This window comes from Sphingobium sufflavum (genome assembly GCF_021403115.1).
Taxonomy (GTDB): Bacteria; Pseudomonadota; Alphaproteobacteria; order Sphingomonadales; family Sphingomonadaceae; genus Sphingobium; species Sphingobium sufflavum.
In genome coordinates, this window is sequence record NZ_JAJSSH010000012.1 from 46,178 (window position 1) to 69,149 (window position 22,972).

Below are 22,972 nucleotides of genomic sequence, written 5' to 3' on the forward strand. Positions count from 1 at the left end.
CTCGCGGACCCTTGATCGCTTGCCTGAATCAATGGCAGGCAACTGATTCAGAAGCTGCGTTGGACGGGTAGGGGAGGGGACGCTTACCTTGCCGCATGATCACGCTTCCAACACCTCTCACGGATTGGCGCTGCGACCTCAGGGCCGTAGATCATGCCAAAAATGTAGCGCGGGCTTACAGCGTCCATATCGCGGGCGACCTCTTCGGTCATTGGGTCGTGGACCTGTGTTGGGGCAGGCTCGGTACATCGGGAACCGGGGTGCGTGTCTCGTTCGACGATGACGGCGCTGCCAGACGGTTCGTAGAACGGGTTCTTGCCCGCCGTGCATCGGCTCCAAGGCGTATCGGGGTGCCGTATCGGCTGAACTGAAGCTGTTTATCCTCAGCTTTACGATTGGTGCCCCGGTTCCCGATGTACCGAGGCACCCAGTCAGATTGGACGATCGTCAGCTAGTGAGACTCGTTAACAGCGGTGTTATCCGCACTGATCTCGTCGGCGCCGGTTCGGTCAGTCTGAAAAAGGCCAAAGCCCAATATGACTGCGAAGGCGATGAGAACCAGCACTAGGCCTCCTACCAGTGCTGTTCGATTGACCTTATTGCGCGAGCCGCCCCGCGCCTCAGTCTTGCTGAGATGGGTTTCCTGGCCATTGTCTTCTTTGTGCATGTGATCCTCCATGAAGGAGGAAGCGTGCGCCAAGCCCGCATGTTCCGGGAGAAGCGATAAGGGTCGGCCATAAGGCCTCCGTCATACCGAAACTGTGATAGCCGCCGCAGTGTCAAATGAGGCGATGAGCTGCGCGTCGGACATAGCGCGGACCTCGATCCACCACTTCGCGTCCCGCACCTCTGCCAGCCTTGCCGGCGCAGTGGGGCTGGTCTTCATCACGGTCGGCAGCCGAGCGGCCCGTAGCTTCTCTGCCCATGCAACTTGCCTGGGACTGCCTTCGAGAGGAGGAAGAACCAACGCCCCGAGCGCGAGGAGATTGACGGCAGCACGGGCGGCCGCAGCGCCCTCGCGGCATTGCCTGCACCGCTGGCGCGCTAGCCGGGCTGTCATGCGGTCGATATCGGCCGCAAAAGTGCCGTCGACAAAGTGGCTCTGTTCGTGGCCACAGCTGTGGGTGATTGATCGGTCCATTGCGCGATCCTGCCGCCCTGCGCGCGCGAATCAATGACAATGAGTCGGAGCGAGTCAACGTAGCGCCACGCTGAATCTCAGCCGCGTTGAGGCCACATAGCGCGCTCAAGTTGCGGCGCGCGGTGATGTCGTCACGTGACGGAGAGGCCGAGAAGCCTTAGGGTTTCTTCGTCCTTTCGGCCGCCGAACCAGCGCGCCAAGGCAGCGTCGAACAACGGCCCGCCGCCAGCTTGCACGAACAGGGTGAGACTGGACCGCAGCTTCATCGCATCCACCTCGCCAAAAACCGCGTCCGCTTTTGCCATGGTCAGATCCTGCAGGGCCGTCGTGCACCTTCTGAGGCGCTCACCCAATACCGGGTGAACAAGATAGGCTCGTGCCTCATCAAGCGAGACGATACCGTAACGCTGCGCCATTTCGCTGCTGCCCAGCCCCGCCAACTGCGGGAAGATGAACCACATCCAGTGGGTACGTTTGGCGCCACGCCGAATCTCGCCAAGCGCTGTTTCGTAGACATGATTTTGCGCTACGACGAAACGGTCGAGATCTGGCCTTTCAGTCATAGCGTCCATTACCACCTATTTGTTACCGTGCTTCGCCATTCCGGCCTTTGCCTTTTCTGCGTCAACCCGATCCTCAGCAGAGATATATCGCCGATCGTTCAACCGGTGCCGTCCGATCCAAACGCCTCTCCCTTATGGTCGCCGAACCCTCGCCGTTTCATCTCTTCATTCGAGGCCTTGGCGCGCGCTGCGGCGTCCCGGGGGTTAGTGGGATCCTCTGGTTGGGACGCATTCCCGCCCTTGGCTGCTCCACCGGGTCGCGGACCGGCGTTGGGCGTCTTCGGTTGGGCCGCATCTGCAGGCTCGTCGTTCTTCGTCATATAGTGTCTCCCTGCTTGCCGAACAGCGAAGGAGGAGCGCGGTTCCTCATATCCCGTGCTGGACGGCGGGAATGGCACGTGCTGACGCCGCATCTGACGCTGCCGTCTTCCGGTTCAAGGGCCCGGATATAACGCTGGAAAATTGGCGGGTCAGTGGTCGTGAGGGATATAGTCGAACCCCGCGATGTCGGGACTGTCGCGCCATTGGCGAGTAATGCTTTCCATCTTCGCTTCGGTGTCACCGCTCACCCTGGCGCTCCACTCCACAACGTCATCATCCAGTTTCTGGGAAACTGAAGAGGCGTTCAAGCCCCCGTTCCTAAGCTGAACATGGAGCGTCTCGTGGGAAATGGAGGATGACCGGCGGTATCGAATTTTCACCATCGCGTAGCGACGTTGGGGCAGAAAATGCTCGGACGCTCGCACCGCAGCCAGGACCAGAACGGTGGCTATTGTACCGGCTATGGCCAAGGCAAAAAAACCAATGCCGAAAAGGACACCGAGCGCTGCCGTTGTCCACAGTGACGCGGCCGTTGTCAAACCGCGGACACCGAAGCCCTCCCGGAAGATGACGCCGCCACAAAGGAAACCAATGCCTGTCAGGACGCCATGCGCCATACGGACTGGGTCAATCCTGATGATTTCTGGAGGAGTATCGCTAAGCCAGCGCACCTGATGGACGGCTGCAAGCATAAGCAAGGCGCAGGACAGACTGACAAGGATATGTGTTCGGAAGCCCGCAGGGCTGGCGCGATATTCCCGCTCCGCGCCGATAATGGCGCCGCAAACTATGGCACCTACGATTGGCAACGCTAGATCGGTGTCGAGGAGATTCATAGGCATCCGGTCATGTTGGGTGGGATCCGTCGGCCCCAGCCTCGTTAATTAGCCATGACCCTGGCGGCCGCATAGTGAATACAGTATCGAGCCGCAAGGATCTCGCCTGGGGCCTAAGGATTTCAGATGGCCGCCTCCTGCCTTATTGTCAGCTGCCAAAATCCTGCAAACCGGGTCCGTCGTTTCTGTGGCGAGCATTGGGCAAAACTTGCAGGCGCGACCCGATCACGTCTGTCGATGACCGCGCGAACGAGGCGGTCCGCTGTCACAGAGGAAATATGGGACCGTGCGAGGCGGGAGATTGAACCACTTACACCGCCGCGCGAAGGATGAGTGGCCAATGCCGGAGGATGGTCGATTAGGAGTGGTTCTATCGATCATTATGCACCTGGTTTTTGATCTATAAGCGAAGGCGCTACTGATTCTTGATCCTATATCGGTCGATCCGGCCGACATTAGGAATAGAAGGTTATCTTTTCTGCGTTCTCGTCTTGATCAGAATGAGGCGTCTCCACAGCGGAGACGTCATTCGGGTGCGAAAATGCGTGATCGCAGCACGAACAGGGAACCGGTTTTCCAGTTTTCTTGTTCGCAGGGGCGCGTTTGCGTCGCTCTTTCCGATTCAAGGCTGGAGCCGTTCCATCACTATCGGACGCAGCGGGGGAAACTTGTTCATGGATCACTCCTCGCACCGGGGCTGCCACCTTAGCTACCTGCTCCATTATTGGTGGGAGGTGCGAGAGGGTTGGCATTCGCCTCGGCCTTCCGCTGCATGTCATGTTCTGTGCGATCCACCAGCTCGTGCTCCGGGGCGATCTCATCCACGACGTCGACGCCGTCGGCCAGCTCGCGAGGCTCGCCAATGGCGGCGGCGATCATCCTTTGCCAGTTAGCGACATCGCCGACAGCAGCCATGTCCGCATCCGGCTCGCGCAGGGTCTTCAATATGGCGATTGCGGTTTCGATATGGCTTTCCCATTCCATCTCGACGGAGAGGGAGGCATGGACCTCGCTCCCTTCGGCGTTAGCGCTGAGCTGATTGCCCGCCAGCACCCGCGCGATGCGTTCGATGGCCGATGTCGCCGCAACGTCCATGTCTCAAATCCTTTCTGATCGCCTGATTGTCCAAACGAACAAGCATCACGCCGGTTCAACGCGCGACGGGCCGGACGGACCCGTGGAACAGAGCCTCTCTCCGGCAGGTTGAGATAGAAACGCACATCGAGGAGAGCGAAATGTCCGACGATAAGGCCAAGAGCGGCCCGCAGGACGCCCAGCGCGTCAATGTCCATGAAGATTATGAGCTTCAATATTGGACCAACCGCTTCAATGTTTCCGCCGAAACGCTGAAAGATACCGTCTCGCGCGTCGGCACCAGCGTCGATGCAGTGGCCAAGGAACTGGAATCCTGACGCAGGCAAGACATCATGACCGACGAAGCCAGGCAGGAACGGCACGTGCCAACGGACACCCAGCCCCATCCCAATATCTCAACCGGGAACCAGCCGGAGGGCGCCGCCCGCCGTCCCAGCGACACATTGGATCGCGAACCCAAGCGGGATCCCGTCAGCGGTGCAAGCATCCCTTCGGACTATAAACCCGAGACCTCAACACGTATCGGAAAGGAAGACGATACCGTAGCGGGCAAAGAGGGTGCAAACCGACGATAGAAAATGACTGGAAAGGTTGGCGTGAAGCCGGGAGGTAGCCATGGACGCCGTCTTCGAGATTGAATACGACGGTCCCAAACGGCTTCTCGGGCAGTGATGCACGGCTTCTTCGGACCAAAGGATTCAGGAGGTTCGGGGCCTGCTGTCGCGCCGCTTTGAGCAAGCTCGGACCGGGGAACCGTAGATTGGTCGAAATCACCGGCATGAGCATCCAGAGCCAGGATATCGGTCAGCCCTTCAGCGCCTTCATGGCCATGCCCGGCATAAGGTCACGTAAGCTGGCATTTGTCTGCGGCACAGGCCTTTCCCGGCTTCCGGCATCGCGGCTTACCGACCGGGACTCTGTAGACTTCTTCACCAACATCGCCGACGCGTAAGCCTGACTCGTTGCCTGATCACGGAACGGTCATCCCGCTGAACGATTGAAGAGGGCAAACCCGTCTCAGGAGATGCACCATGGCCGCACGCCCTTATTGGAGAGGCCAGATCAGGCTGGCTCTCGTATCGATCCCGGTGGAAATCTATTCGGCAACCAAGAGCGGCGCGACGATCGCCTTCAATCAGATCCATGAGCCATCCGGCAAGCGGATCAAATATGAGAAGGTCGTCCCCGGCATCGGCCCCGTCGATGTCGACGAGATCGTCAAAGGCTTTGAATATGCCAAGGGCGAATATGTTCTCCTCGATGAAAAGGAGATCGAGGGCGTCAAGCTGGAGAGCAAGAAGACGCTGGAACTCACACAGTTCGTCGACGCCCATGACATCGACATGATCTATTTCGAAAAACCCTATTATGTCGTGCCCGCCGATGACCTGGCGGAAGAGGCCTTCATCGTGCTACGCGAGGCGCTGCGCCGCAGCCGAAAAATCGGTCTCGGCCAGCTTGCCATGCGGGGACGCGAATATGTCGTCTCGGTCAAGGCCTGCGGGCGCGGCATCGTGATGGAGACGCTGCGCTATGCCGATGAGGTGAACAAGGCAGCCAGCTATTTTCGCGACATCGGTGATGCTGACCCGGATGAGGAACTGCTCGACCTTGCCACCACGCTGATCGACAAGAAGACCGGCAAATTCGATGCGACGGACTTCCACGACCGTTATGTCGATGCGCTCAAGGATCTTATCGAGCGCAAGAAGAAGGGCAAGACACTTAACATCGATTCAGACGACGCAGGTACGGGCGATCCGCGCGGATCCAATGTCGTTGACCTGATGGCGGCTCTCAAGAATTCACTCGGAGGTTCAGGGGGCGGGGGCCGTGCCAAGGCCGCGAAGACGCCTGCAACCAAGAAGCCCGTGGCCAAGGCTGATACCAAGACGCCTGCGAAAAAGCCCGCCGCCAAAACGCCTGCCAAGGCTCCCGCACGCAAGCGAGCCTGAGGCGGTGGCGGATCATATAGCTCGCCCACCCAGTAATGATGACGACGATGCCACCTTCGCGGAAGGCGCCATCACTTTATGGGGTAATCTCCTGACCCTCATCGGCATGCAATTGCTGGAAACGGGAACGCCGCGGCAGGAAGTGCTCGACATGCTCACCATGCTGCACGAGACCAATGAGGAAACGATCCGGTCGCCCCGGGCGCGCGCGATCGCTGGCCAGCATCTCATGTCGGTCTATCAGGCACTCGGCGAAGCGTGACAGCCCAATCTAGGCATTAGGTCCGAACCTTCGGCGCTCGGGGTCGCGGCGGCAGGGGAAGCGGCCCTTGATCTGTTCGTTGAAGAAGCTTCCTGCCGATCCCGCCTGGCACAGGGCATCGAATAGCGAACTGGGCACGCCATAATAGACATATTTGCCTGTCTGCCGAAACGAGACAGCCAGGATATTTGTGTCGTCATCGAAGGCGACGCGGTCGATCATCGAGGAATTGGCGATACGGCAGGCACGCATGACCATTCAGCGTCCAGGCGAATCCCTCGTTCCCGGCCCTGCGCCAGATCGAATCTGCGTCGCGCCAGAACGAGTCCCCACCCGTTGCTCCTTCTCCTGAACCTGCGTGCGGCGACGGCGTTGTCATGACATGGCAGATGTCACTTCCGCTGATAAACTCCGAGGAATGGCCGAGCATCGCGGTCTGAAGCTTGTAAAATCGCGCAAGCGCAAGCCCGGCACGGGCGACTATGGCAAATTCGGACTGACAGATGTGGATGGCAAGCCGCTGCTCGGGATCGGGGAAGACGGGCTGACCGCCACGCCCGAGGATATCGAGACATATTTGCGCCAAGGCGCAACCAGTACATGGAAGGCGTCTGCCGAGAACACCCCCGAGCGAGCCGAGCCGGAGTCTCGCTCGGCCAAAGCGGATGACCCTGATGCGGAGGTCGAGTCTGCAATCCGGCCAAGGGGCAAGCGGGCTACATCCGGCACGGCGAGCGCCACAGTGGCCCGCAGCGGCAGGAGCGGGCAACGAGGGATCCCATCGACTCCCGCACGCCAGCCTCCCGAGCCCCGCGTCGTTGCTGAACCTGTCGAAGTGGATAAGCGGAAGAAAGCGTCGGTTCGGGACGCGCCTGCGGCCAAGCCTGAGCTTATTATCCGGGCAGCGAAATCCGCCGACGCGGCGGCGCTTGCGCCATTGCTTCACCAACTGGCCCGCGTGGAGATCGACGAACTTGGCATTGCCCGCAATCTTGAGGCGGTGCGCAAGGCGCGGGGCGGGATGGCGGTGGCCGAACTTGGCGAGCTGGTCGGCTTTTGTAGCTGGGCCGTCATCGCGACAGTGCAACATGGTCTAGTGGGCCGTCTCACCCTGCTTCTGGTCGATGAGGATCATCGTCGGCGCGGAATAGCGACGGCATTACTGGATGCCGCGACCTCCGCCCTGCGCAAGATCGGCTGCAGCCGGCTCGAGGCGATGAGCGATATCGAGATCGCCAATGCCCATGGCTTCTTTCGCACGCTTAAGTTCGAGCAGACCAGCTATCGCTTCGCCCGCGATATCAATGAGGCGGAGTAGGCGCGCGGCAATCCCGGACCGGCGGCGACGGAACGAGTCCCGTCGCTGCGAATTGACGGCGAAACCGATTGGACTCTTCGAATATGGCCAGGGCGCGCAGCACGCAGACGAAGGCAAGGCACGGCGAACCGGCTGCATCTTCATCGACTATCTGCGCAATCAGCGGGGCGCGACAGCGGTGATGTTCTATAGCGCCAGGTCCCGGCGCTTTGCACCGATCGCAGTGCCCCTGACCTGGAGGAACTGCGCGATCTCGACACGCTTGCCCGTTGGCATATCGGAGACGGTGAGGAGATGCTGAAGCGAGCTTCGTCCAAAAACCTCGCGCATTGGGGCCGCGCCGACCAAATACTACCCGACCTGTGAAGATAGCCACATACAATGTGAACGGCATCAACGGCCGTCTGCCGGTGCTCCTCCGCTGGCTGCAGGAGGATGCGCCCGACATTGTCTGCCTTCAGGAGTTGAAGGCGCCCGACGAGAAATTCCCGCTGAGCGCAATACGAGCCGTCGGTTATGACGCGATCTGGCACGGTCAGAAGAGCTGGAATGGCGTCGCCATCTTATCGCGCGTCGGCGAAATCCACGAGACGCGGCGGGGACTTCCCGGCGATCCCGATGACAGCCATAGCCGCTATATCGAGGCGGCCGTGAACGGTCTTCTCATCGGCGGCCTCTATCTTCCTAATGGCAATCCGCGGCCGGGCCCAAAATTCGACTATAAGCTGCGCTGGTTCGAACGGCTGATCGCGCATGCGGGCGAGTTGCTGGCAACGGGTTTGCCCGCCATGATCATCGGCGACTTCAACGTCATGCCGACCGCCCAGGATGTGCGGCGCCCTGAGCGCTGGCTGGACGACGCGCTGTTCGCGCCGGAGGTCCGCGCGGCCTATTTTCGGCTACTCGATCAGGGCTGGGTCGATGCATTGCGAATGATCCACCCGGACGAGACGATTTATACATTCTGGAAATATTGGCGCGGCGCGTTCGATCGCAATGACGGGCTGCGCATCGATCATCTCCTCCTGAGCCCCGCGCTCGCCGATCGACTGGTGGATGCGCGGGTCGATAATCATGTTCGCGGCTGGGAGAAAACAAGCGATCATGCGCCGGTCTGGGTTGAGATTGCGGACAAGTCGAGAAAGAAGCGGCGCGCGTCCAGGGCTTAGCTGCCGCTTTCTAGCGCGGTTTGGATCCTGCCTGCGAGCGGCCTCCGCCACGTCGCGACCTACCCTTGGTCATCGGATCGGGCTTTTTCGGGCGGACCCATCCTTCCGGCGGCGAGGCGCGCTGCTGGCTCGTCCCGAGCCCCATGGCGCCGGGCTGCTGCCGAACAAGGCCCTCAGTGTCGATATCGGTGCCCTTCACATCGGTTCCGGCGCCGCGGAGAATGCTGATGCGGTCGCGCAGAAATGCCGCGAGCTCGAAATCGCCCTTGTTCGCTGCGTCCCCCATGGCTTTGCGCAGCGTTCCGATGGTGTCGCTCTGCGTCATCAGCGGAACGCCCAGCGCAATGTCTGGGCAATGCCGAAGGTGCCGGCCCTCACGAGCGGGCGTTCCAATATGGGCACAGAAAGGCCATGGGCCTCCCGCGCCCAGGCGGGCAGAAGATCGACGGCGGCCTGCGTCGCGAACCGGCGCGGCAGATCGGCGAGCATAGTGCCCTCAGAACCGCCAAGGATCAGCCGCGCGACTTGCCTCGTGCGCTCATCGCTCTGCAAGTGCGGGCGCATGGCCTGGATGAGGGCCTTGGCCTCCGCGCGGGAGCGGGGGAGGGGATCAGCACCCATGGCCTCGCCTATCCGCACCATCTCTGCAAAATAGCGATCCTGATCGCGAGCCGACATCAAGGGCTCGCTGTACCGGATCCAGGCATCGAGAAAGCTGCTCGTCTCGGTGACATGGACCCAGGCGAGTAGGGCGGAATCATTCGCCCGATAGGGCGTACCGTCGGGAAGGATACCCGTTACCTGGTCATGGATGGCGCAAACGCGGCTGATCAGCGCCTCGGCGGCGGCGCGATCCCCATAGGTCGTCATTGCGACGAAGCGGGCGGTTCGGCGCAGCCGACCGTGCATGTCTGCCCGGAAGTTCGAATGATCCCAAACGCCGGCGAGCACTGAGGGGTGGAGCATCTGCAGCAGGAGGCTGGCGATACCGCCCACCATCATCGAGCCCACATCGCCATGGACACGCCAAGCCACCGACCTGGCGTCGAACAGCGCGTTGTTACTCCGGACGACGGGCGTTTCGCCTTTTCGGCTGTCATTAAAGAGGGCCACGACCGGTTTGCGGATCGAGGCCTTCATGGTGGCCGTAAGTGCGTTGGGACGTGCCATGCCTTGCCAACGATTCATGATCCTGATCGGTCCGGGCAGGCATATGAAATCGCTCACAGAGGGCGAGAGCGCCCTGGCCGATAGCAGGGGATGGCGGTGGATAGACGTGCGCTACAGAGAGGCTCCCTTTCGAGTGATATTGGAGAACTCGCGCTGCATGCACGTGGGATCGAGCCAATCCGCCCAGCCGTCACGGGCCACCGGGATGATCTGACAACGATGGTAAAGCGTAATACCCGCGCCCTTGGTATGGAGCCTGAACGCTTCCCCGCCGGGATGCCCTCGACATGCGCCGAGCAACACTCGACCACTTCCCTACCAAGGCAATCTCGGGCACACTCCATGTGCGGGACTGTTCTGATGAACCGCCATCATCGTGGTCAGGCGGCCATCCGTAATAAGCGGCCCTCTAATGGCTAGGTCTGGGACATTCGCGACAGTCCGCTTCCGGGAACGGACTTCGCTAAAGCGGACATTCACAGGCCCCTTTCGCCCAATTATTCTCGGGCATTCATGCCGATTTCGATGTGGGGCTGAGCGACAAGCGCGTGCCCTCGACATGACGAAAGGCCCGGTCGCGGCAAGTCAGCAAAATCACCTGCATGCGCTTTGAGGCGTCGAGGAGTATCTCCGTCATCAGGTCGAGACGGGCATCGTCGGAATAGACCAGCGGATCGTCGAGGATTAGCGAGACGGGCCTGCCTTGCTCCAGAAGCATGTCAGCCACTGCAAGCCGTGTCAGGATGCCAAGCTGCTCCTGAGTACCGCGTGACAGATTGCCGCAGCCTTCATCAATGTTACCCCGGATAATGCTCTGAAGGCCCAGATCTTCTGAGTAGCTGAGCTCACATCCCGGCAGAAGCCGTTCGACATGTCGTTTTGCCCGCTTCGCCACCGGACCCACATAGGTTCTGGAGGTCTCGAGGCGGGCAAGCTCGAGCGTGTCGCGTAGCAGCTTGATCGTTTCTGCTTCCTCGCGGATGCGGCCATAGGCGAGACTGGCGGCTTCGGCTTCCTCCAATGCGGCGGCTGCACGTTCTGCCAGGCCCTTGCCGCCTTCGCTTTCGATCGTACCCTCAAGACGAGCAATATCGGTTTCAAGCTTGCGCTTCGTGCCGTTGGCCGCCGCTGCTCGTGCATCGATCACCGCAATTTTGCGCTCGATCGCGGCAATGTCATGTGCCGAGGCATTTTGCTCGGCCTCTGCAAGTTTGACGGCATGGTCGGCTGCGCTGCCGCGCGCCTCGGCGAGGGCGTCGCTGAGGGTAGCAAAATCTGCATGGGCCTCAATATCGGCAACCAGTGCGGTGGCGTTCCGCTGGTCACTGGCAGCCTCGACTTCTGCTGCGGCCAGGGGCCTGTCCTGCTCCTCCAGTTTACGCAGAGCCTCTATCGCGGCATCGTGAGCGCCTTCGGCACGGGCGGACGTGATCTCCATCTCCTCGACCGCGAGCTTCAACGCAGCAATGTCCAGCGGCTCAATCGTGCCGCTGGCAGGTACGTCAGTCATCGCGGCGACAAGAAGCTTCAGTGCCTCTGGCCCTGCGCGCAGATCCAAGAGTGTGTCCGGCTGCGTGAGCGCATCGACCTGGGTCAGTAGCGTTTTGATCTCACCATCTGCCTGACGCGACGCTTCATGGGCGTTCCGCGCAGCCGACACGTCGGAATGCCCCAATTTCGTCAGCATATCGGCAAGCGTTGTTTGCGACTTTGCCAATCTGGCAGACGCACTGGCGGATGCCGCTGGTGGGCGAATGATAAGCGCTGCGCCGGCTTCGAGTTCGATCCGCGTCTCACCATCCAGTATCTGCTCACCGACCCCAAGGGGCTTCCCTTGAATGGCGATGCCTTCGGATGACCCGACCAGCTCAATCCGCGTCGCCCCCGCTTCAAGCTGGATGCGGCTTTTGAGGATGGCGCGGTCGAGCTCATCCAGCTTGGCGAGATCGGCGACTGAAATGCCAGCAGCCTTTATGGCCTTTGCGCTGGATAAGGCCTCTTCCAGGCTGATGAGCTTGCCGTGCCGTTGGCGCGCGGCCTCTGATGCCGCAGCGATACGGGCGGCCTCAGCCTGTTTCTCACCGCCGGTCAGAAGAATACGAGCAGCGTTATAATTGGTCCGGGCCTCGCCGTGGGCTGCCTTTGCGGCATTGGCGCGATCACGAGCGAGCGCCGTCTCCGCCGCTATTTCGGAGCGGGCGATACGGGACTTTTCGGCTTTCTGCGACGTAACCGTCAGAGCGGCCTCGGCCGCGTCATGACGCTGCAGCAACTCCTCCAGCCCCCGTGCTTTGCCAGCCACCGCTTGGTATTCGGCGCGCCGGGTGTGGAGCAACTGGGCCGCTGACCGTGCGGTTTCGGTCGAAGCTACGAGATTTTTGCGGGCCTGCGTGTCCGTATCATCCGCTAGTTCTTTCTCCAGAACCCTGAGCCGGGAACGGTCGCTTTCCAGCTCTGAAAAGCTTGCCTCCAGAGCTGTTAGTCGCTCGGACGCTATCTTCGATGCGGCTTCTGCCGTCTCGAGCCTTTCCTTTGCAAGCGCCTGTTTGCCTGTTGGTCGGCCCGTTGCCGTCCAAAGCTCAGCATATTGCTGATCTACCCGGGCGCGAACACGATCATAGGAGCCGCCGCCCATAATGGCGCCCACTTCGGCTTCCAAAGTCGCGTGAACGCTATCGCGCACCATCCGGCCTGGAGCACTGACCTCCAACGCTTCTGCCTGCCCGACCCAGAGTAAGCCAAGCGCGCCATAGGTGTTGAGGTCACGCGATCGGCTGCTGTCACGTTCGAACCCAAGCAGCTGTTGCAAGCGTTCCTCGGCCGCCTCTCCCTGATCACGGCCCGCGGGGCCGCGCACTTCGATGGAGGGGGACTTCAGCAGCTTCTTGGCGACGCTCCATTGTTCGCCTGCGATGTCAAAACCGACCTCGATCTCCGGGGCAACATTTTCGCCATATGGTGCGTAGGAGCTCGCCAGCTGGTTTTTGGTGGAATGCCGAACGAAGAAGGCAGCCCGCAGGGCCTCCAGGACGGTTGATTTGCCGGTTTCGTTGGGCTCGATGATGATGTTGAGGCCATCGCTCAGCCCCTCGATGGCAAAGGGATCCCGAAATTTCCGGAAGTTCGAAATGGCGAGGCGTCGGATCCGCAGGCTCATACGGCATCTCCCCGAGCAAACTCGACAAACAGGCGCTCGAGGGCACGCCGCGCGATCGCGGCGTCGGCGCTCCCACTCTCCCGTAACGCATTGAGTTTCTGCGCGGCCGAGCCAAGCACGCCTTCCACTGCCAAGACCTGCATGTCTTCCTCACTGGGCTGGGCGACAAGGTCGTCGGTGCGGGCTTCGAGGTATCGTAGCTGGTGGCCAACATCCGCCTCGAGGATTTCGAGGACCCTGATCCGTTCGGAAAGACTGGTGACGCCGGCAATCGCAAGCTGCAACAATGTCGCCGACGGCTCGATCTCGTTCCACAGCGTTTGCCTTTCGGCTTCAAAGGCCGCGAAGTCGTTGACCCGCCAGTCACGCTTCAGCCATTGGAACCGCCCAGTGCGCAGGGGCGTCACGGTTGGAAGACGTCCCGTTTCGACGTCGACCAGCAATATCTGACCCGGCGCATCGCGCTGAAAGCGATCCGTCTCAGGCGTCCCTGCGTACCAGGTGCGACTGTCTACCTCGAGAGTTCCGTGCCAATCACCCAGCGCAAGGTAATCGAGGCCGGAAACTTTGGCCCGGTCAGGCGCGATCTGGTTGTTTGCTTCCCCGCGGGAACCGAAGTCTCGGATCGACCCATGCGCTAGCCCTATCCTGAGTTTCGCACCCGGCGTCTCCATTGCGTCGAAGGCGCTGGTGGGATCGTCCAGGTTATGCCGATGGGTGAGGGGCGCAGGCAAGATCCATATGCCGCTGTCAATCTCCACTGGCATGGGGTCACGCAGCACGGTGATATTCGGCGCAGCTTTTCCGATCACGCGGTCCCATAGGCCGCCGTTTCTGGCATAATCATGATTGCCGGGGAGCAGCCACCAGCGGCAGCCATGGCGAGCCATTCGGGAGACGGCCTGGACAATCGTACGGTCTTCCGGGCCCTCTGTGTCAAACACATCGCCTGCAACGAGCACATGGCCTGCGCCGTTCTCAGCGGCAGCCTTACCGATCGCGTCGATGGCGTCGAAGCGCGCGTCTGTGAGGGCGGCGCGAACGTCAGGTTCAAAGCGGCCGAAGGGCTTGCCGAGCTGCCAATCGGCGGTGTGGATGAAGCGCATACGCTGCTTTAGCCGAGAGGGCGGCATGTAGGAAAGCCATTCGGCCCATCGCTACATCCGTATGCTTTTTTGATTGAATCGTAAGGATCCCAAGCCTATCTCGGGGGCAATCGAACCCGCCAGGCCTCTGCTCTCGAGCATGCACACTTGGCGGGTCTTTTGTTTCTGATGCCCTCTGGCTATGCAGACACATGTCCCGACCGTTTACCAAGCCTGCGATGACTATCGCTCAGCAGATGGGCCATCTTGCGGCGCAAGGGATGGCAATCCCGGATACAGCAGCTGCAGAATATTGGCTTCGCCATGTCAGCTATTATCGGCTCAGCGCCTACTGGCTACCTTTCGAAAAGCCGAAGGGGCAGCCGGGCCCGCGGTTCGTCAACGGGACGAGTTTCGACAGGGTTATCGCCCTCTACGAATTTGACCGCCGCCTACGCCTACTTGTGATGAGCGCGATAGAGCGGATTGAAGTCGCAGTTCGCGGAAGCTGGGCGTACACGCTCGCCCATCAGGGCGGGCCGCACAGCTATCTCGATGCGTCGCTCTACAGCGAGCGGCGCCAGTTCCATGAAAATTTCTCGCGCCTGGCACGCGAGGTAGGCACGTCACCGGAAACCTACATCGATCATTATCGGCGGACCTATGATGACCCGGCCATGCCCCCGGTCTGGATGGTCGCCGAGATGATGTCGTTCGGCCAGTTATCCCGATGGTATTCGTCCCTCGATGATCGCGCCCTACGCAACGCTATCGCAAAACCGCTCGGTCTCCCCGAAGTAGTTCTGGTGCCGCTTCTCAAGCACCTTTCCACCGTAAGGAACAGCTGTGCGCACCATGCACGCCTCTGGAACCGGGGGTTCCTGATCCGAATGAAGCTGCCACAGAAGCCTGCCGCCCTCGCGGCAACGTTGGATTCCAATCTGGGCGCAGGGCCTGCACGGCTTTACAACAGCTTGGTTCTAAGCGGCTACCTCCTGCAGCAGATTGACGTCTCGAACAATTGGGTTTCAGACCTCGCTGCCCTCCTTGCGACCCATCCGACCGGAGACCTGGCCGCCATGGGTTTTCCACGAGATTGGCAAACAAGGCCAATGTGGAAATGATCAGGGCTCGCCGCCGTGAATACCCACGGCCCTGGGACTTTTCGGAATGACGGCTTCGGAGCGGCTCATCATATTAAGCCGCCGTTCCCGGCTGAAGTGAGCACTTGTCAGAGGCGAGCGCTTGGACCTTTGCGACAGTCGGCTGCGGAACGCTAAAGCATCGATCTCTAACGCAAAATTCAATAAGCGTCCGATCCGATGCCGGAAAAATTTGAGTAAGTCGGCTCGCACAGGTGAGAACCTAATTTATCTTAGTTTATACACCAAAATTTACAAGAATGTGGCTTTGACGAAAGGGGACTTACCTCCGTTCACATAAAAAATCGGAACTGGTAAGTGCCCTTGCCGAGCCCCGGCATCCGCTTCATCACCTGTGCCAAGGTCTTTGCGTAGCTCATAGTCACCGGAAGCGGATCATAGAGCCCGTCATTGTTCCAGTTCATTTTCGACAGCGCCAAGGCCGCCTTCGCGGTATCGTCCCATGTTCCATGCCCGGCATGTCGGACCAGTCGCAACGGTCGCGGTGTACCTTTGCCACCTTGAAAATAGGGGCGGCGTCCGAAACCATCGACTGCCCCGTGCATCCAGAGCAAAGCGTCCTTGCCGCTGAGCCCGAGCAAGGTTCCGCGTTTCACCGGATACCCATCCGCTTGTGATTTCTCAGGATCATTACGGTCCTGTTCCCACCGCGCGCCCTGCCAGCCATTGTCCTCGACGATCTGGATGAGATCGACCGACTCGATATGTTTCAGCGCTTCGAGGCAGCCTTCTATTTCGGCTTCCTTGAACTCGGTCGATTTGTGGATCATCACGCGAGTCGGCGGTCTGCCGCCATGGCGCCGGCGATAAAGGTCCAGCGAACGGGTGATGACCCGAAACATCTCGGGATGCGAGAGAAACGGGTTCTCCCGCTGCACGTTCACATCGCCGGTGTCATAGGCGATGAATTCCAAACCAGCACCATCGGCGTCGAAGACTTGGCTGCAACAGGTCACGAAGCGGGCAAGCTCCGATTCTGCGGGCCGGAGCGCATAGGAGATACCAATATAGGCCGTGTCCGGCTCCACATCGGCCAGTTTCCAGGGAACGCCGCCAGCCTTGGCGTAGAGCGCCAGGCCGATCCGCCACATGACGCTGGCCCGGCATCGATAGGATAGTGCGCTGTCTTCCCGCACAATCTGAATGGGCAGCTGCCGCGCGGCGGTGAAGGCTTTGAGCTGGTGATGCAGATCGAAATCATCGGCTCCGTAGAAGCCGGAAGACCAGCGTTCAGGAAGATAGATGAACAGCACGTCAAAATCTGCGCGGTTGGCGTCGAGCAAATGGATTGAACGGATGAGCCGTTCGGCAAGCAGCAGGCCTGCTGCAGGGCAATCTTTCAACTCTCCGTCCAGTTGGGCATCGAGTTCCCGCCGACAATGGCTTGCAGCTGGCGCGAGGTGCGTCTGGAAGACGCTGTTGAAACTAGCCCAATCCGGAAGATAGTCGGTTCGCTCCTGCGGTCTCGCAGGCTGGTTGAGTTCCCTCAGGAACTCGAAGAGACGCTGCGATTCCCCGGAAGGCGCAAGCGTCGCCACGCGGATGGGGGACGGGGTGAACATGCTCGAATATGGCCCGAAACGGGCCAGTCCGCGCAGCGGATGGATGTCGCGATCGCTCGGCCGGTCCGGATGGAACAGCAGATTGGGCTCCGGCAGCCGGACATGATGTTGCAGCTGGCTGGTCATGGCTTGGCTGCCCATGAGAAAGCCGACTGGCGATCGACGTCGAAGGCGGCGTCCAGCCCATCGCCGATCGCAAGGGCACGCAGATTCTGGCCAGCGAATGTGCGCGACCAATAATTGATCAGTTTGTCGAGCATTTGATTATAGCGGCGGGCGGTCCGCTCCCGCGCGAAATCGGCGGTGATCGCCTTGGTTTCCTCGCTGCCGCCGTCAAAGACGATTCTGGGCTCCAGCAGCAGCCAGAGCTGATCGCTGGCCCAGTCCAATCGCAGGCCGATGCCTTCCCGCCAGGTGATATCGCGCTTGCGGGGAACACTGCCGACGATCGGGCCGCCGATCACATCGCGCAGATCCTGCCAAGCTGGGTCGCCGGGCACCCGTGGCGCCAATATATCGGCGGAGCCCCTGGCGCGCGCCTCCATGTCATGGGTCCGCGAAATGGCGGCGACAAGCGCCCGGCGCAGCAATCCCCGCTCCTGTGAATCGTAGCGCAGGCGGCGATCCTCGAAGGTGGCAATAGCGAACTCGGTGATGCCAAAGGGCGCAAAGACCCTCCGGAACTCTTCATCACTCCCGAAGCCGAGGACTCCCGCGCGCGTCCGGGCAACGATGAGCTTCCCTTCGGCTGCGTCGACGGCTTCGCGCACATCCTTGCCGCCGCCGATCTCGCAGACAATTTTGCGGCAATTGACCGGCCGCGTCACACGCACTGCGTTCATGCGCAGGACCGGCCAGGACTTTTTGCCCAAAGGTGCAGGAGCAGCCGAGAAGCGTCGCCGCTCTTGGCCTTCCGCTCGAAGGAGGGAGGTATCGATATCCGGCAGCAGTCGCAGCAGATCGATCATCGCCTCGTCGAAATTCTCAATCCGGACGATCCCTGCTTCGATGCCGGCGGCTCTGGCTCTCCTGATCAACTGGCTGACCCGCTCGAACGGAGCTGCCTCGCCGCGATGCATCCAGAACAGACCGTTGGGGTAGGCACCGGGTTCGCCAACCGCCTCTTCCAGCGCATCCATTACAGAGGAGTCGCGGCCACTATAGCCGGCAACGATAAGACCGAAGCGACGGCACGCATCGACGAGCTGCCTGCGGAATTGTGCATCCTGATGGCGCAACTCCTCGCTGGTATTCTTCAGGCGCCGCGACCGGAAATCGCCATGCAGCTTGATCTCGATGGGCCATTGCTGCTCGGAAATGAACTCTCCCGCCAGAAGCGTCCCGTCGAGCGACGCCATATTCAATGCCGCCGTCGTGTCGAAGGTCCGCGCGCAGGCGTCGGCGAGAAGATGGTCGAAATTGGTTGTCCACACGATGTTGCAATGCGTGGCGCGAAGGAGCGCGGCCATCGCCAGATGCCCCTGGGTCGGCTTCATGCCCCGGATCATATGGTCGATATACGTCCGCCTGTCCTGTTCCTGCGGGTAGGTGGCCTCGAACAGCGCCGAATATTCGTCGGCCGCGCCAGGTTTGGGCAACGTATCGGATTCGGCCAGAAAAGCATCGAGGGTTGCAAGTATTGCCGGTGAAGAGAGATCGGCGACGGATTGAGGAGAGACCTTACGCTGGGTGATGTACAGTTCCCGCTTGAACCGGCAGATCATATCCCAAGCCGTCAGGATTCCGGCAGACGCTGAAACTCCGGCACCCAGAAGCCACATCAACTTCGCCGGCCGCATCGAAAAGCGCCGCGCGAAATCATCCATCGCTATTTCGATACTATTATCGTCCTCACTCATCTGTCCGATCATTAACCGGTCGCTGGATGTACGCCAGAGGGTTTTGTCGGTCTCTGGCGTACATCCAGAGAAACGCTCATTGCCACGCAATTTTGTTCATTCTATGTTCTCGCTTTGCGAATGGGCGCAAGAGAGCATGAACGGCATCGGATGACCGATGCGGAGGGTTGATGACCGCGATACTCTATCTGTCGCCAACGGACGACATCCCTGCCGAGCGCCATGTGGCCGTGGTTGTGCATCGCGGCTTTGGCGGCATGGAACAGGGCTATTTCTTCGACAGTGCCAAAGGCGATACCGGTGGCTCGGCAGGCTTCGACTGGCGCATGTCCGAAGCGATCGAGCGGGCCACGCGTTTCGCGGCAGAACAGGGTATCGATAAGGTCATCGTTCGCGCGGCGCGTGCCTGAAGCTTTGGTCAGGCAATCTGGTGGGTCTGGATGCCTGCTGACCGGAGCAAATTGTAAAGCGTGGCGATCTTGTTTCGATTGCCCCTGTGTGCCGTATAGGTGAACAGGACGCGCTGCTTGGCGCGCGTGAAGGCGACGAAAAATCCCGCCGTAGCCTCGATCTGATCCTTGTCGAAACTCCACCAGGCGCCATCGTCGAGCCCGACGAAGATCACGCTGTGATACTCGAGACCCTTGCTCTTGTGGATCGTCATCAAGGGAATGGCGTGGAGCCCTTCATAGGCATCGAGCGCCGTTTCCCAGTCCACGCCGTTGCCTGCGGATATGTGCAGATGCTCAGCCGCTGCGTCGATTACCTTGTCCAGCCATCCGCCCTGCCGGTAGGCGGGGTATGCCGCGATAATCCGGTCGCGTCCTATCCAGTTTATGATCCCGTCGATCAGGGATCGGGCGCTTGGCTTGCCGACGGGAGGATTGGTGTGCGCCGCGAGCAACTCGAGTGCGAAGCTATCGAGATCATTGGCAAGACGCGCCTGAGCGGCCTCGTCATCCGGCGCGATGCCCCGCAAAATACCGAGCCAGTCCTGGCATAGTGTCCAGTATCGACCGCTGGCCTGACCCACCGAAAGCCGCAGGATGGCGACAAGCAGTTCTGAGACCTCCTCGGCGAGCAGTTCCTGAAGCATGACCTGCCCGACCATCCCGGCCTCGTTGCGAAGCGGAATCCCCCAGGCTGCGAAGGCCGGTTCGAGCACGGCCACATAGTCGCCCGCTTTCTGCCGGACGAGCAGAACGAAATCGCGAGGCGAAAGATCGTGGCTTTTCATCTCTGCCGCGACAAAGGCGGCGAGGTGCGTTGCTTCGGCTTGCGCCGACGAGAAGTCCCAGATCGCGCAACTCTCGCCGGTGATCGAGCCAGCCGCCATGGCGACGGGCTTGGCCGACTTCGTGTCAAGTGCCTGGGCCAGCACATGCTGGATGCGCACCAGATCGGGGGAGGAACGGTAATTGTTATAGAGCGGTGTGCGTGTTGCCCCGAAATCGGCTTCGAAAGCCGCGAAGGGCGCATCCATCGCCATGGCCCAGCGCATGATCTGCTGCTTGTTGTCGCCCACCGCCGTGATCACGGTGCCGGTTCCCATGAAGATGGCTTGCACCAGATCATATTGGATCTGGGTCGTGTCCTGAAACTCGTCCATGAACAGATGCGAGTAGGTCAGCCGCAGGGCCTCGCGCGCCATCGGATTGACGCGCAGGAGCAGTTCGGCGAGGCGCCCGATCATCGGGAAGGAAAGGTGGCTTTTGGAAGCGCCATGCAATGACGATTGCCAATATTGGTCGGCCGCCCATTGCGCTGGCGTCGGGCTGTCCCAACCACCGGACGGCAGACGTGTGCCGACAAGATGTCGCCGTTCGAATGATTTAACGGCGATCGCTTGGAGATCGGCATAAGTGCCAACGCTGACAGGCGGTGAGTCGAGTTGCTTCTGGAGAAAGTCGCGAAAATCCCGCTCGCCCGGAAAGATGATCTCATAGTCAGGCGTGGGACGCCAGCGAGACGGAAGCGCCTGGCCGAAGCGGTCGATCAATCCCTTGGCGAAGGCGTCGAATGTCATGGAGTCCAAGCGGCCAGCGTGGTCGCGATGGCAGCGCTGCGCCACCCGCGCCGCGAGATTGACGGCGGCATCGCGTTTGAAGCTGATCGCCAATATGCGGCGCGGGCGCGGAGCGGTGCCGGTCTGGAGCAGATAGGCGGCCCGCTGCGCCAGCAATTCTGTCTTCCCGGCGCCAGGGCCAGCAATCACGGAGCGACTGTCGCTCGATCGCACGACGTCGAGCGCGTTCGCCTCCAGTGCGGCGACGCCGACGGGCTGCCATTGATCGGGTCGAACGCGCCGAGACAGGACCGACATGTTTAATCCCGCCGCAGCGATTTGGCGACATGCTCGAGCAGCGCCTTGAGGACGGGCGGCATGCTGGCGATCAACTCCTTCCGCTTGATATGAACCAAGGCGGCTAGGTGAGTCGCTGGCTTGCTCTGCGTCAGGAAATGATAGCGATAGGCAGGGAACAACTCCTCATAGCCGGCATAGGGTCCCGTCCAAGCAGTCAGGCCCGGGCCCGCCGTGCCGAGTACCGCTTCGGCCGCTTTGTCCTTGGCCATCCTTGGTCCGCCGCCTGCCGGGATCACCGCCTCATATGCCGCGGGAAAGGCCTTGAGCATCGCCATGTCAAGGTCGAGCGGCGAGGAGAAATAGACGCCGTACCCTTCAAGACATTCGATCCACCCTGGCAGCAATTCCACATCTTTCCAGTCATGCATTTTCGCAAAGCCCTCATCCGATAGAACTCCGCCTTTGATGGCGAGCAGCTTATTCTTCGGAGCCCCCCGCTCGATCAGCTTTTCGATTGCCGTCTTGATCCGGCCGAAGCCGCCGCCCTTGCGGCCAAGGTCGAGGTCCAGCAGGGTAGCATAGGGAATTCCGAGTTGGGTGAGCAGCCGCCAGAAATGCTGTACATGGCGACCGCCCAGCGGCACGATCGCAACGAAGGCCGGATCGACCAGCAGATCGAGCGCTTCGGCCAGCTTGGGCAGCACGATGCGTTCCGAATCCCCTTCGACGAGAACCACGAACCGCGCGAAATAGAGTTCGGGATAGGCGAGCAGCGCGCCGCGGACGAACTTGGTTTCCTCGCTCGCGCCTTTGGGCAGCTTGATGGATTTGACCGTCGATATGCGAGTTTTCGGTTCACAGCGGCAATAGCGCACTTCGCGGGGATCGACCCGGCTCAGCACCGCCGGGGAATGGCTGGTGATGAGCGCCTGCGCTCCGCCATCTTCCGTCAGGGAGCGGATCTGCCGGACAATCCGCGCCAGGAAGTAAGGCGAGAGATGGTTTTCCGGTTCCTCCAGTGCGAACAACGTCAGGGCCGGGATGCGCATCGTGTCGTCACGGAACCCGTCGACCGTTCCAGCGACCACGGCGCGTTCGAGGTCGAAGACCGCTGCCGCGAGCGCGAAGTAGAACAGCGATTGCTGCCCGTCGCTGAGCGCGTCGAGCCCACGTTCGTTGCCATCCGGTCCCTGTTCGAAGACGACCGCAATCCGGCTTACCACCTCCTCGAAGCGCCGGCTGATCAGGCTGAGTCGCGGCTTGGTATCGACCACATCATCGTGAAGCCCCGCCCAGCGTTCCTGCAGGGCTTTACCGATTGAGGCGATCGCGGCTTCGCCCTCGAAGGCTTCAGTCAGTGTGTCGCTCGCCTCGGTGACCGCTTCCTCTGTGTCGGACGACCATTCGATCGCGCGGAGCAAGCGCGCCGCCAGCGCTCCCGCTGTTGCCCGGATCTGTGCCGCCGCGTCGCGGCTTGCGGGTGTGTAATAGAGCTGGATCAAACCCCGATCGGCCGCCGACACCGGATGGCGCTTGTCGGCGGGCGGGTCGGCGTCAAGCGTCTCGACCCAGAACAACTCCTGTGACACTTCGCCTTCGACCGTGCCGTCATCTTCCCACCGGGCTTCCAGGCGAAGCCGGCAGACCGGGTTGTCGCCCGCCCTCGCAATATGCATGCGTCGGAAGGCTGGTGCGACGGTCTCCGGCGTCGCGGTGCCATCGCTCAGTTCCGGCAGGCCGATCAGCACGTCGATGAACAGGTCCTTGGGGTCCCGATCATCGGGATCATCTTCAGCGCCCAGATGAAAGTCGGAGCGCTGCACCGTGCGCTGTGCCCGGGTGACGCCGAAAAGCTTGGACAAGGCTTGCAGCAGCGCGGTCTTGCCCGAGGCATTGGGACCAACCACGGCGGTAATATCTGTCGCGATATCAATCGCAAGCGGATTAGGGCCGAAGCAGCGGAAACCCGAGATGGTGACAGTTTCAACCAGCAAACGAGACATCCTCTTAG

The 22,972-nt window shown here is 60.8% G+C and carries 23 protein-coding genes and 1 pseudogene; 10 read left to right on the forward strand and 14 right to left on the reverse strand.

Features of this window, described 5'->3' with window-relative positions; genetic code table 11:
- Positions 1–95 precede the first annotated feature (95 nt).
- On the forward strand, positions 96–371 hold the full coding sequence (locus tag LWE61_RS16380) for a WGR domain-containing protein (protein ID WP_234151726.1): 276 nt from the start codon (positions 96–98) through the stop codon (positions 369–371).
- Between the two features lie 80 nt (positions 372–451).
- Here LWE61_RS16380 and LWE61_RS16385 read toward each other — a convergent pair whose 3' ends face one another.
- The 5 genes from LWE61_RS16385 to LWE61_RS20820 form a co-directional block, all read right to left on the reverse strand.
- Positions 452–667, reverse strand: coding sequence for a hypothetical protein (locus LWE61_RS16385; protein WP_234151727.1), 216 nt, complete (start codon positions 665–667; stop codon positions 452–454).
- Between the two features lie 81 nt (positions 668–748).
- Complete coding sequence (locus LWE61_RS16390; RefSeq protein WP_234151728.1) at positions 749–1,141, reverse strand: hypothetical protein; 393 nt, start codon at positions 1,139–1,141, stop codon at positions 749–751.
- 131 nt (positions 1,142–1,272) lie between these two features.
- Entirely contained in the window at positions 1,273–1,704 is a 432-nt protein-coding gene (locus tag LWE61_RS16395; RefSeq protein WP_234151800.1) for a DUF1810 domain-containing protein, read from the reverse strand.
- A 470-nt stretch (positions 1,705–2,174) separates the two neighbouring features.
- On the reverse strand, positions 2,175–2,861 hold the full coding sequence (locus LWE61_RS16400; RefSeq protein ID WP_234151729.1) for an MgtC/SapB family protein: 687 nt from the start codon (positions 2,859–2,861) through the stop codon (positions 2,175–2,177).
- Between the two features lie 705 nt (positions 2,862–3,566).
- On the reverse strand, positions 3,567–3,956 hold the full coding sequence (locus LWE61_RS20820; RefSeq protein WP_326490657.1) for a hypothetical protein: 390 nt from the start codon (positions 3,954–3,956) through the stop codon (positions 3,567–3,569).
- Between the two features lie 140 nt (positions 3,957–4,096).
- On the opposite strand from LWE61_RS20820, the gene LWE61_RS16410 reads away from it, so the two are divergent.
- From LWE61_RS16410 to LWE61_RS16425, 4 genes are all read left to right on the forward strand, one after another.
- Complete coding sequence (locus tag LWE61_RS16410) at positions 4,097–4,273, forward strand: DUF3606 domain-containing protein (protein WP_234151730.1); 177 nt, start codon at positions 4,097–4,099, stop codon at positions 4,271–4,273.
- A gap of 443 nt (positions 4,274–4,716) precedes the next feature.
- Complete coding sequence (locus LWE61_RS16415; protein ID WP_234151731.1) at positions 4,717–4,908, forward strand: hypothetical protein; 192 nt, start codon at positions 4,717–4,719, stop codon at positions 4,906–4,908.
- 79 nt (positions 4,909–4,987) lie between these two features.
- The gene (ku, locus tag LWE61_RS16420) at positions 4,988–5,911 is read left to right on the forward strand and encodes a non-homologous end joining protein Ku (protein WP_234151732.1); all 924 of its coding nucleotides are present in this window, start codon (positions 4,988–4,990) and stop codon (positions 5,909–5,911) included.
- Between the two features lie 4 nt (positions 5,912–5,915).
- A complete protein-coding gene (locus tag LWE61_RS16425) occupies positions 5,916–6,173 on the forward strand; it encodes a hypothetical protein (RefSeq protein ID WP_234151733.1) in 258 nt (85 codons plus the stop codon).
- 9 nt (positions 6,174–6,182) lie between these two features.
- Here LWE61_RS16425 and LWE61_RS16430 read toward each other — a convergent pair whose 3' ends face one another.
- Positions 6,183–6,431: a KTSC domain-containing protein gene (locus LWE61_RS16430; protein WP_234151734.1), complete on the reverse strand. Its 249-nt coding sequence runs from the start codon at positions 6,429–6,431 to the stop codon at positions 6,183–6,185.
- A gap of 124 nt (positions 6,432–6,555) precedes the next feature.
- Between LWE61_RS16430 and LWE61_RS16435 the strand changes: the two genes are divergently transcribed.
- The 3 genes and pseudogenes from LWE61_RS16435 (at position 6,556) to xth (ending at position 8,660) form a co-directional block, all read left to right on the forward strand.
- On the forward strand, positions 6,556–7,491 hold the full coding sequence (locus LWE61_RS16435) for a GNAT family N-acetyltransferase (protein ID WP_234151735.1): 936 nt from the start codon (positions 6,556–6,558) through the stop codon (positions 7,489–7,491).
- A gap of 115 nt (positions 7,492–7,606) precedes the next feature.
- Positions 7,607–7,857: pseudogene (gene ligD / locus LWE61_RS16440) on the forward strand (non-homologous end-joining DNA ligase LigD); the annotation flags it as partial.
- On the forward strand, positions 7,854–8,660 hold the full coding sequence (gene xth, locus LWE61_RS16445) for an exodeoxyribonuclease III (protein WP_234151801.1): 807 nt from the start codon (positions 7,854–7,856) through the stop codon (positions 8,658–8,660). The pseudogene ligD and the gene xth, both read left to right, overlap by 4 nt.
- 10 nt (positions 8,661–8,670) lie before the next feature.
- Here the strand turns inward: xth and LWE61_RS16450 are convergent, their stop codons facing one another.
- The 4 genes from LWE61_RS16450 to LWE61_RS16465 form a co-directional block, all read right to left on the reverse strand.
- On the reverse strand, positions 8,671–8,985 hold the full coding sequence (locus LWE61_RS16450) for a UvrB/UvrC motif-containing protein (protein WP_267961812.1): 315 nt from the start codon (positions 8,983–8,985) through the stop codon (positions 8,671–8,673).
- Entirely contained in the window at positions 8,985–9,830 is an 846-nt protein-coding gene (locus LWE61_RS16455; RefSeq protein ID WP_234151736.1) for an oxygenase MpaB family protein, read from the reverse strand. The genes LWE61_RS16450 and LWE61_RS16455 overlap by 1 nt, the downstream gene beginning before the upstream one ends.
- Positions 9,831–10,341: 511 nt before the next feature.
- Complete coding sequence (locus tag LWE61_RS16460) at positions 10,342–12,987, reverse strand: AAA family ATPase (RefSeq protein ID WP_234151737.1); 2,646 nt, start codon at positions 12,985–12,987, stop codon at positions 10,342–10,344.
- Positions 12,984–14,093 (reverse strand): metallophosphoesterase family protein, encoded by a 1,110-nt coding sequence (locus LWE61_RS16465; RefSeq protein WP_234151738.1) that lies wholly within the window; start codon positions 14,091–14,093, stop codon positions 12,984–12,986. Before LWE61_RS16465 ends, LWE61_RS16460 begins: the two co-directional genes overlap by 4 nt.
- Positions 14,094–14,284: 191 nt before the next feature.
- On the opposite strand from LWE61_RS16465, the gene LWE61_RS16470 reads away from it, so the two are divergent.
- Positions 14,285–15,196 (forward strand): Abi family protein, encoded by a 912-nt coding sequence (locus tag LWE61_RS16470; RefSeq protein ID WP_234151739.1) that lies wholly within the window; start codon positions 14,285–14,287, stop codon positions 15,194–15,196.
- Positions 15,197–15,507: 311 nt separating this feature from the next.
- Here LWE61_RS16470 and LWE61_RS16475 read toward each other — a convergent pair whose 3' ends face one another.
- Both LWE61_RS16475 and LWE61_RS16480 read right to left on the reverse strand, forming a co-directional pair.
- On the reverse strand, positions 15,508–16,923 hold the full coding sequence (locus LWE61_RS16475) for an argonaute/piwi family protein (RefSeq protein WP_234151740.1): 1,416 nt from the start codon (positions 16,921–16,923) through the stop codon (positions 15,508–15,510).
- Positions 16,920–18,656 carry an SIR2 family protein gene (locus LWE61_RS16480; RefSeq protein WP_234151741.1) on the reverse strand — a complete coding sequence of 579 codons (1,737 nt, stop codon included), beginning with the start codon at positions 18,654–18,656 and terminating at the stop codon, positions 16,920–16,922. Before LWE61_RS16480 ends, LWE61_RS16475 begins: the two co-directional genes overlap by 4 nt.
- A gap of 170 nt (positions 18,657–18,826) precedes the next feature.
- Here LWE61_RS16480 and LWE61_RS16485 point away from each other — a divergent pair, with 170 nt between their 5' ends.
- The gene (locus LWE61_RS16485) at positions 18,827–19,066 is read left to right on the forward strand and encodes a hypothetical protein (RefSeq protein WP_234151742.1); all 240 of its coding nucleotides are present in this window, start codon (positions 18,827–18,829) and stop codon (positions 19,064–19,066) included.
- Between the two features lie 8 nt (positions 19,067–19,074).
- On the opposite strand, the gene LWE61_RS16490 is transcribed toward LWE61_RS16485, so the two are convergent.
- Together LWE61_RS16490 and LWE61_RS16495 are read right to left on the reverse strand one after the other, a co-directional pair.
- Positions 19,075–20,979 (reverse strand): UvrD-helicase domain-containing protein, encoded by a 1,905-nt coding sequence (locus tag LWE61_RS16490; RefSeq protein ID WP_234151743.1) that lies wholly within the window; start codon positions 20,977–20,979, stop codon positions 19,075–19,077.
- 2 nt (positions 20,980–20,981) lie between these two features.
- On the reverse strand, positions 20,982–22,964 hold the full coding sequence (locus LWE61_RS16495; protein WP_234151744.1) for an ATP-dependent nuclease: 1,983 nt from the start codon (positions 22,962–22,964) through the stop codon (positions 20,982–20,984).
- Positions 22,965–22,972: the final 8 nt, after the last annotated feature.

Bases quoted from the DNA above. Each gene is read 5' to 3' on its own strand.
- LWE61_RS16410 (WP_234151730.1), top strand. From the start codon at position 4,097: ATGTCCGACGATAAGGCCAAGAGCGGCCCGCAGGACGCCCAGCGCGTC.
- LWE61_RS20820 (WP_326490657.1), bottom strand. From the start codon at position 3,956: ATGGACGTTGCGGCGACATCGGCCATCGAACGCATCGCGCGGGTGCTG.
- LWE61_RS16395 (WP_234151800.1), bottom strand. From the start codon at position 1,704: ATGACTGAAAGGCCAGATCTCGACCGTTTCGTCGTAGCGCAAAATCAT.
- LWE61_RS16435 (WP_234151735.1), top strand. From the start codon at position 6,556: ATGGCAGATGTCACTTCCGCTGATAAACTCCGAGGAATGGCCGAGCAT.
- LWE61_RS16380 (WP_234151726.1), top strand. From the start codon at position 96: ATGATCACGCTTCCAACACCTCTCACGGATTGGCGCTGCGACCTCAGG.
- LWE61_RS16430 (WP_234151734.1), bottom strand. From the start codon at position 6,431: ATGGTCATGCGTGCCTGCCGTATCGCCAATTCCTCGATGATCGACCGC.
- LWE61_RS16400 (WP_234151729.1), bottom strand. From the start codon at position 2,861: ATGAATCTCCTCGACACCGATCTAGCGTTGCCAATCGTAGGTGCCATA.
- LWE61_RS16385 (WP_234151727.1), bottom strand. From the start codon at position 667: ATGCACAAAGAAGACAATGGCCAGGAAACCCATCTCAGCAAGACTGAG.
- LWE61_RS16490 (WP_234151743.1), bottom strand. From the start codon at position 20,979: ATGTCGGTCCTGTCTCGGCGCGTTCGACCCGATCAATGGCAGCCCGTC.
- LWE61_RS16465 (WP_234151738.1), bottom strand. From the start codon at position 14,093: ATGCGCTTCATCCACACCGCCGATTGGCAGCTCGGCAAGCCCTTCGGC.
- LWE61_RS16485 (WP_234151742.1), top strand. From the start codon at position 18,827: ATGACCGCGATACTCTATCTGTCGCCAACGGACGACATCCCTGCCGAG.
- LWE61_RS16495 (WP_234151744.1), bottom strand. From the start codon at position 22,964: ATGTCTCGTTTGCTGGTTGAAACTGTCACCATCTCGGGTTTCCGCTGC.
- LWE61_RS16390 (WP_234151728.1), bottom strand. From the start codon at position 1,141: ATGGACCGATCAATCACCCACAGCTGTGGCCACGAACAGAGCCACTTT.
- LWE61_RS16460 (WP_234151737.1), bottom strand. From the start codon at position 12,987: ATGAGCCTGCGGATCCGACGCCTCGCCATTTCGAACTTCCGGAAATTT.
- LWE61_RS16455 (WP_234151736.1), bottom strand. From the start codon at position 9,830: ATGGCACGTCCCAACGCACTTACGGCCACCATGAAGGCCTCGATCCGC.
- LWE61_RS16480 (WP_234151741.1), bottom strand. From the start codon at position 18,656: ATGAGTGAGGACGATAATAGTATCGAAATAGCGATGGATGATTTCGCG.
- LWE61_RS16470 (WP_234151739.1), top strand. From the start codon at position 14,285: ATGTCCCGACCGTTTACCAAGCCTGCGATGACTATCGCTCAGCAGATG.
- LWE61_RS16475 (WP_234151740.1), bottom strand. From the start codon at position 16,923: ATGACCAGCCAGCTGCAACATCATGTCCGGCTGCCGGAGCCCAATCTG.
- ku (WP_234151732.1), top strand. From the start codon at position 4,988: ATGGCCGCACGCCCTTATTGGAGAGGCCAGATCAGGCTGGCTCTCGTA.
- LWE61_RS16450 (WP_267961812.1), bottom strand. From the start codon at position 8,985: ATGACGCAGAGCGACACCATCGGAACGCTGCGCAAAGCCATGGGGGAC.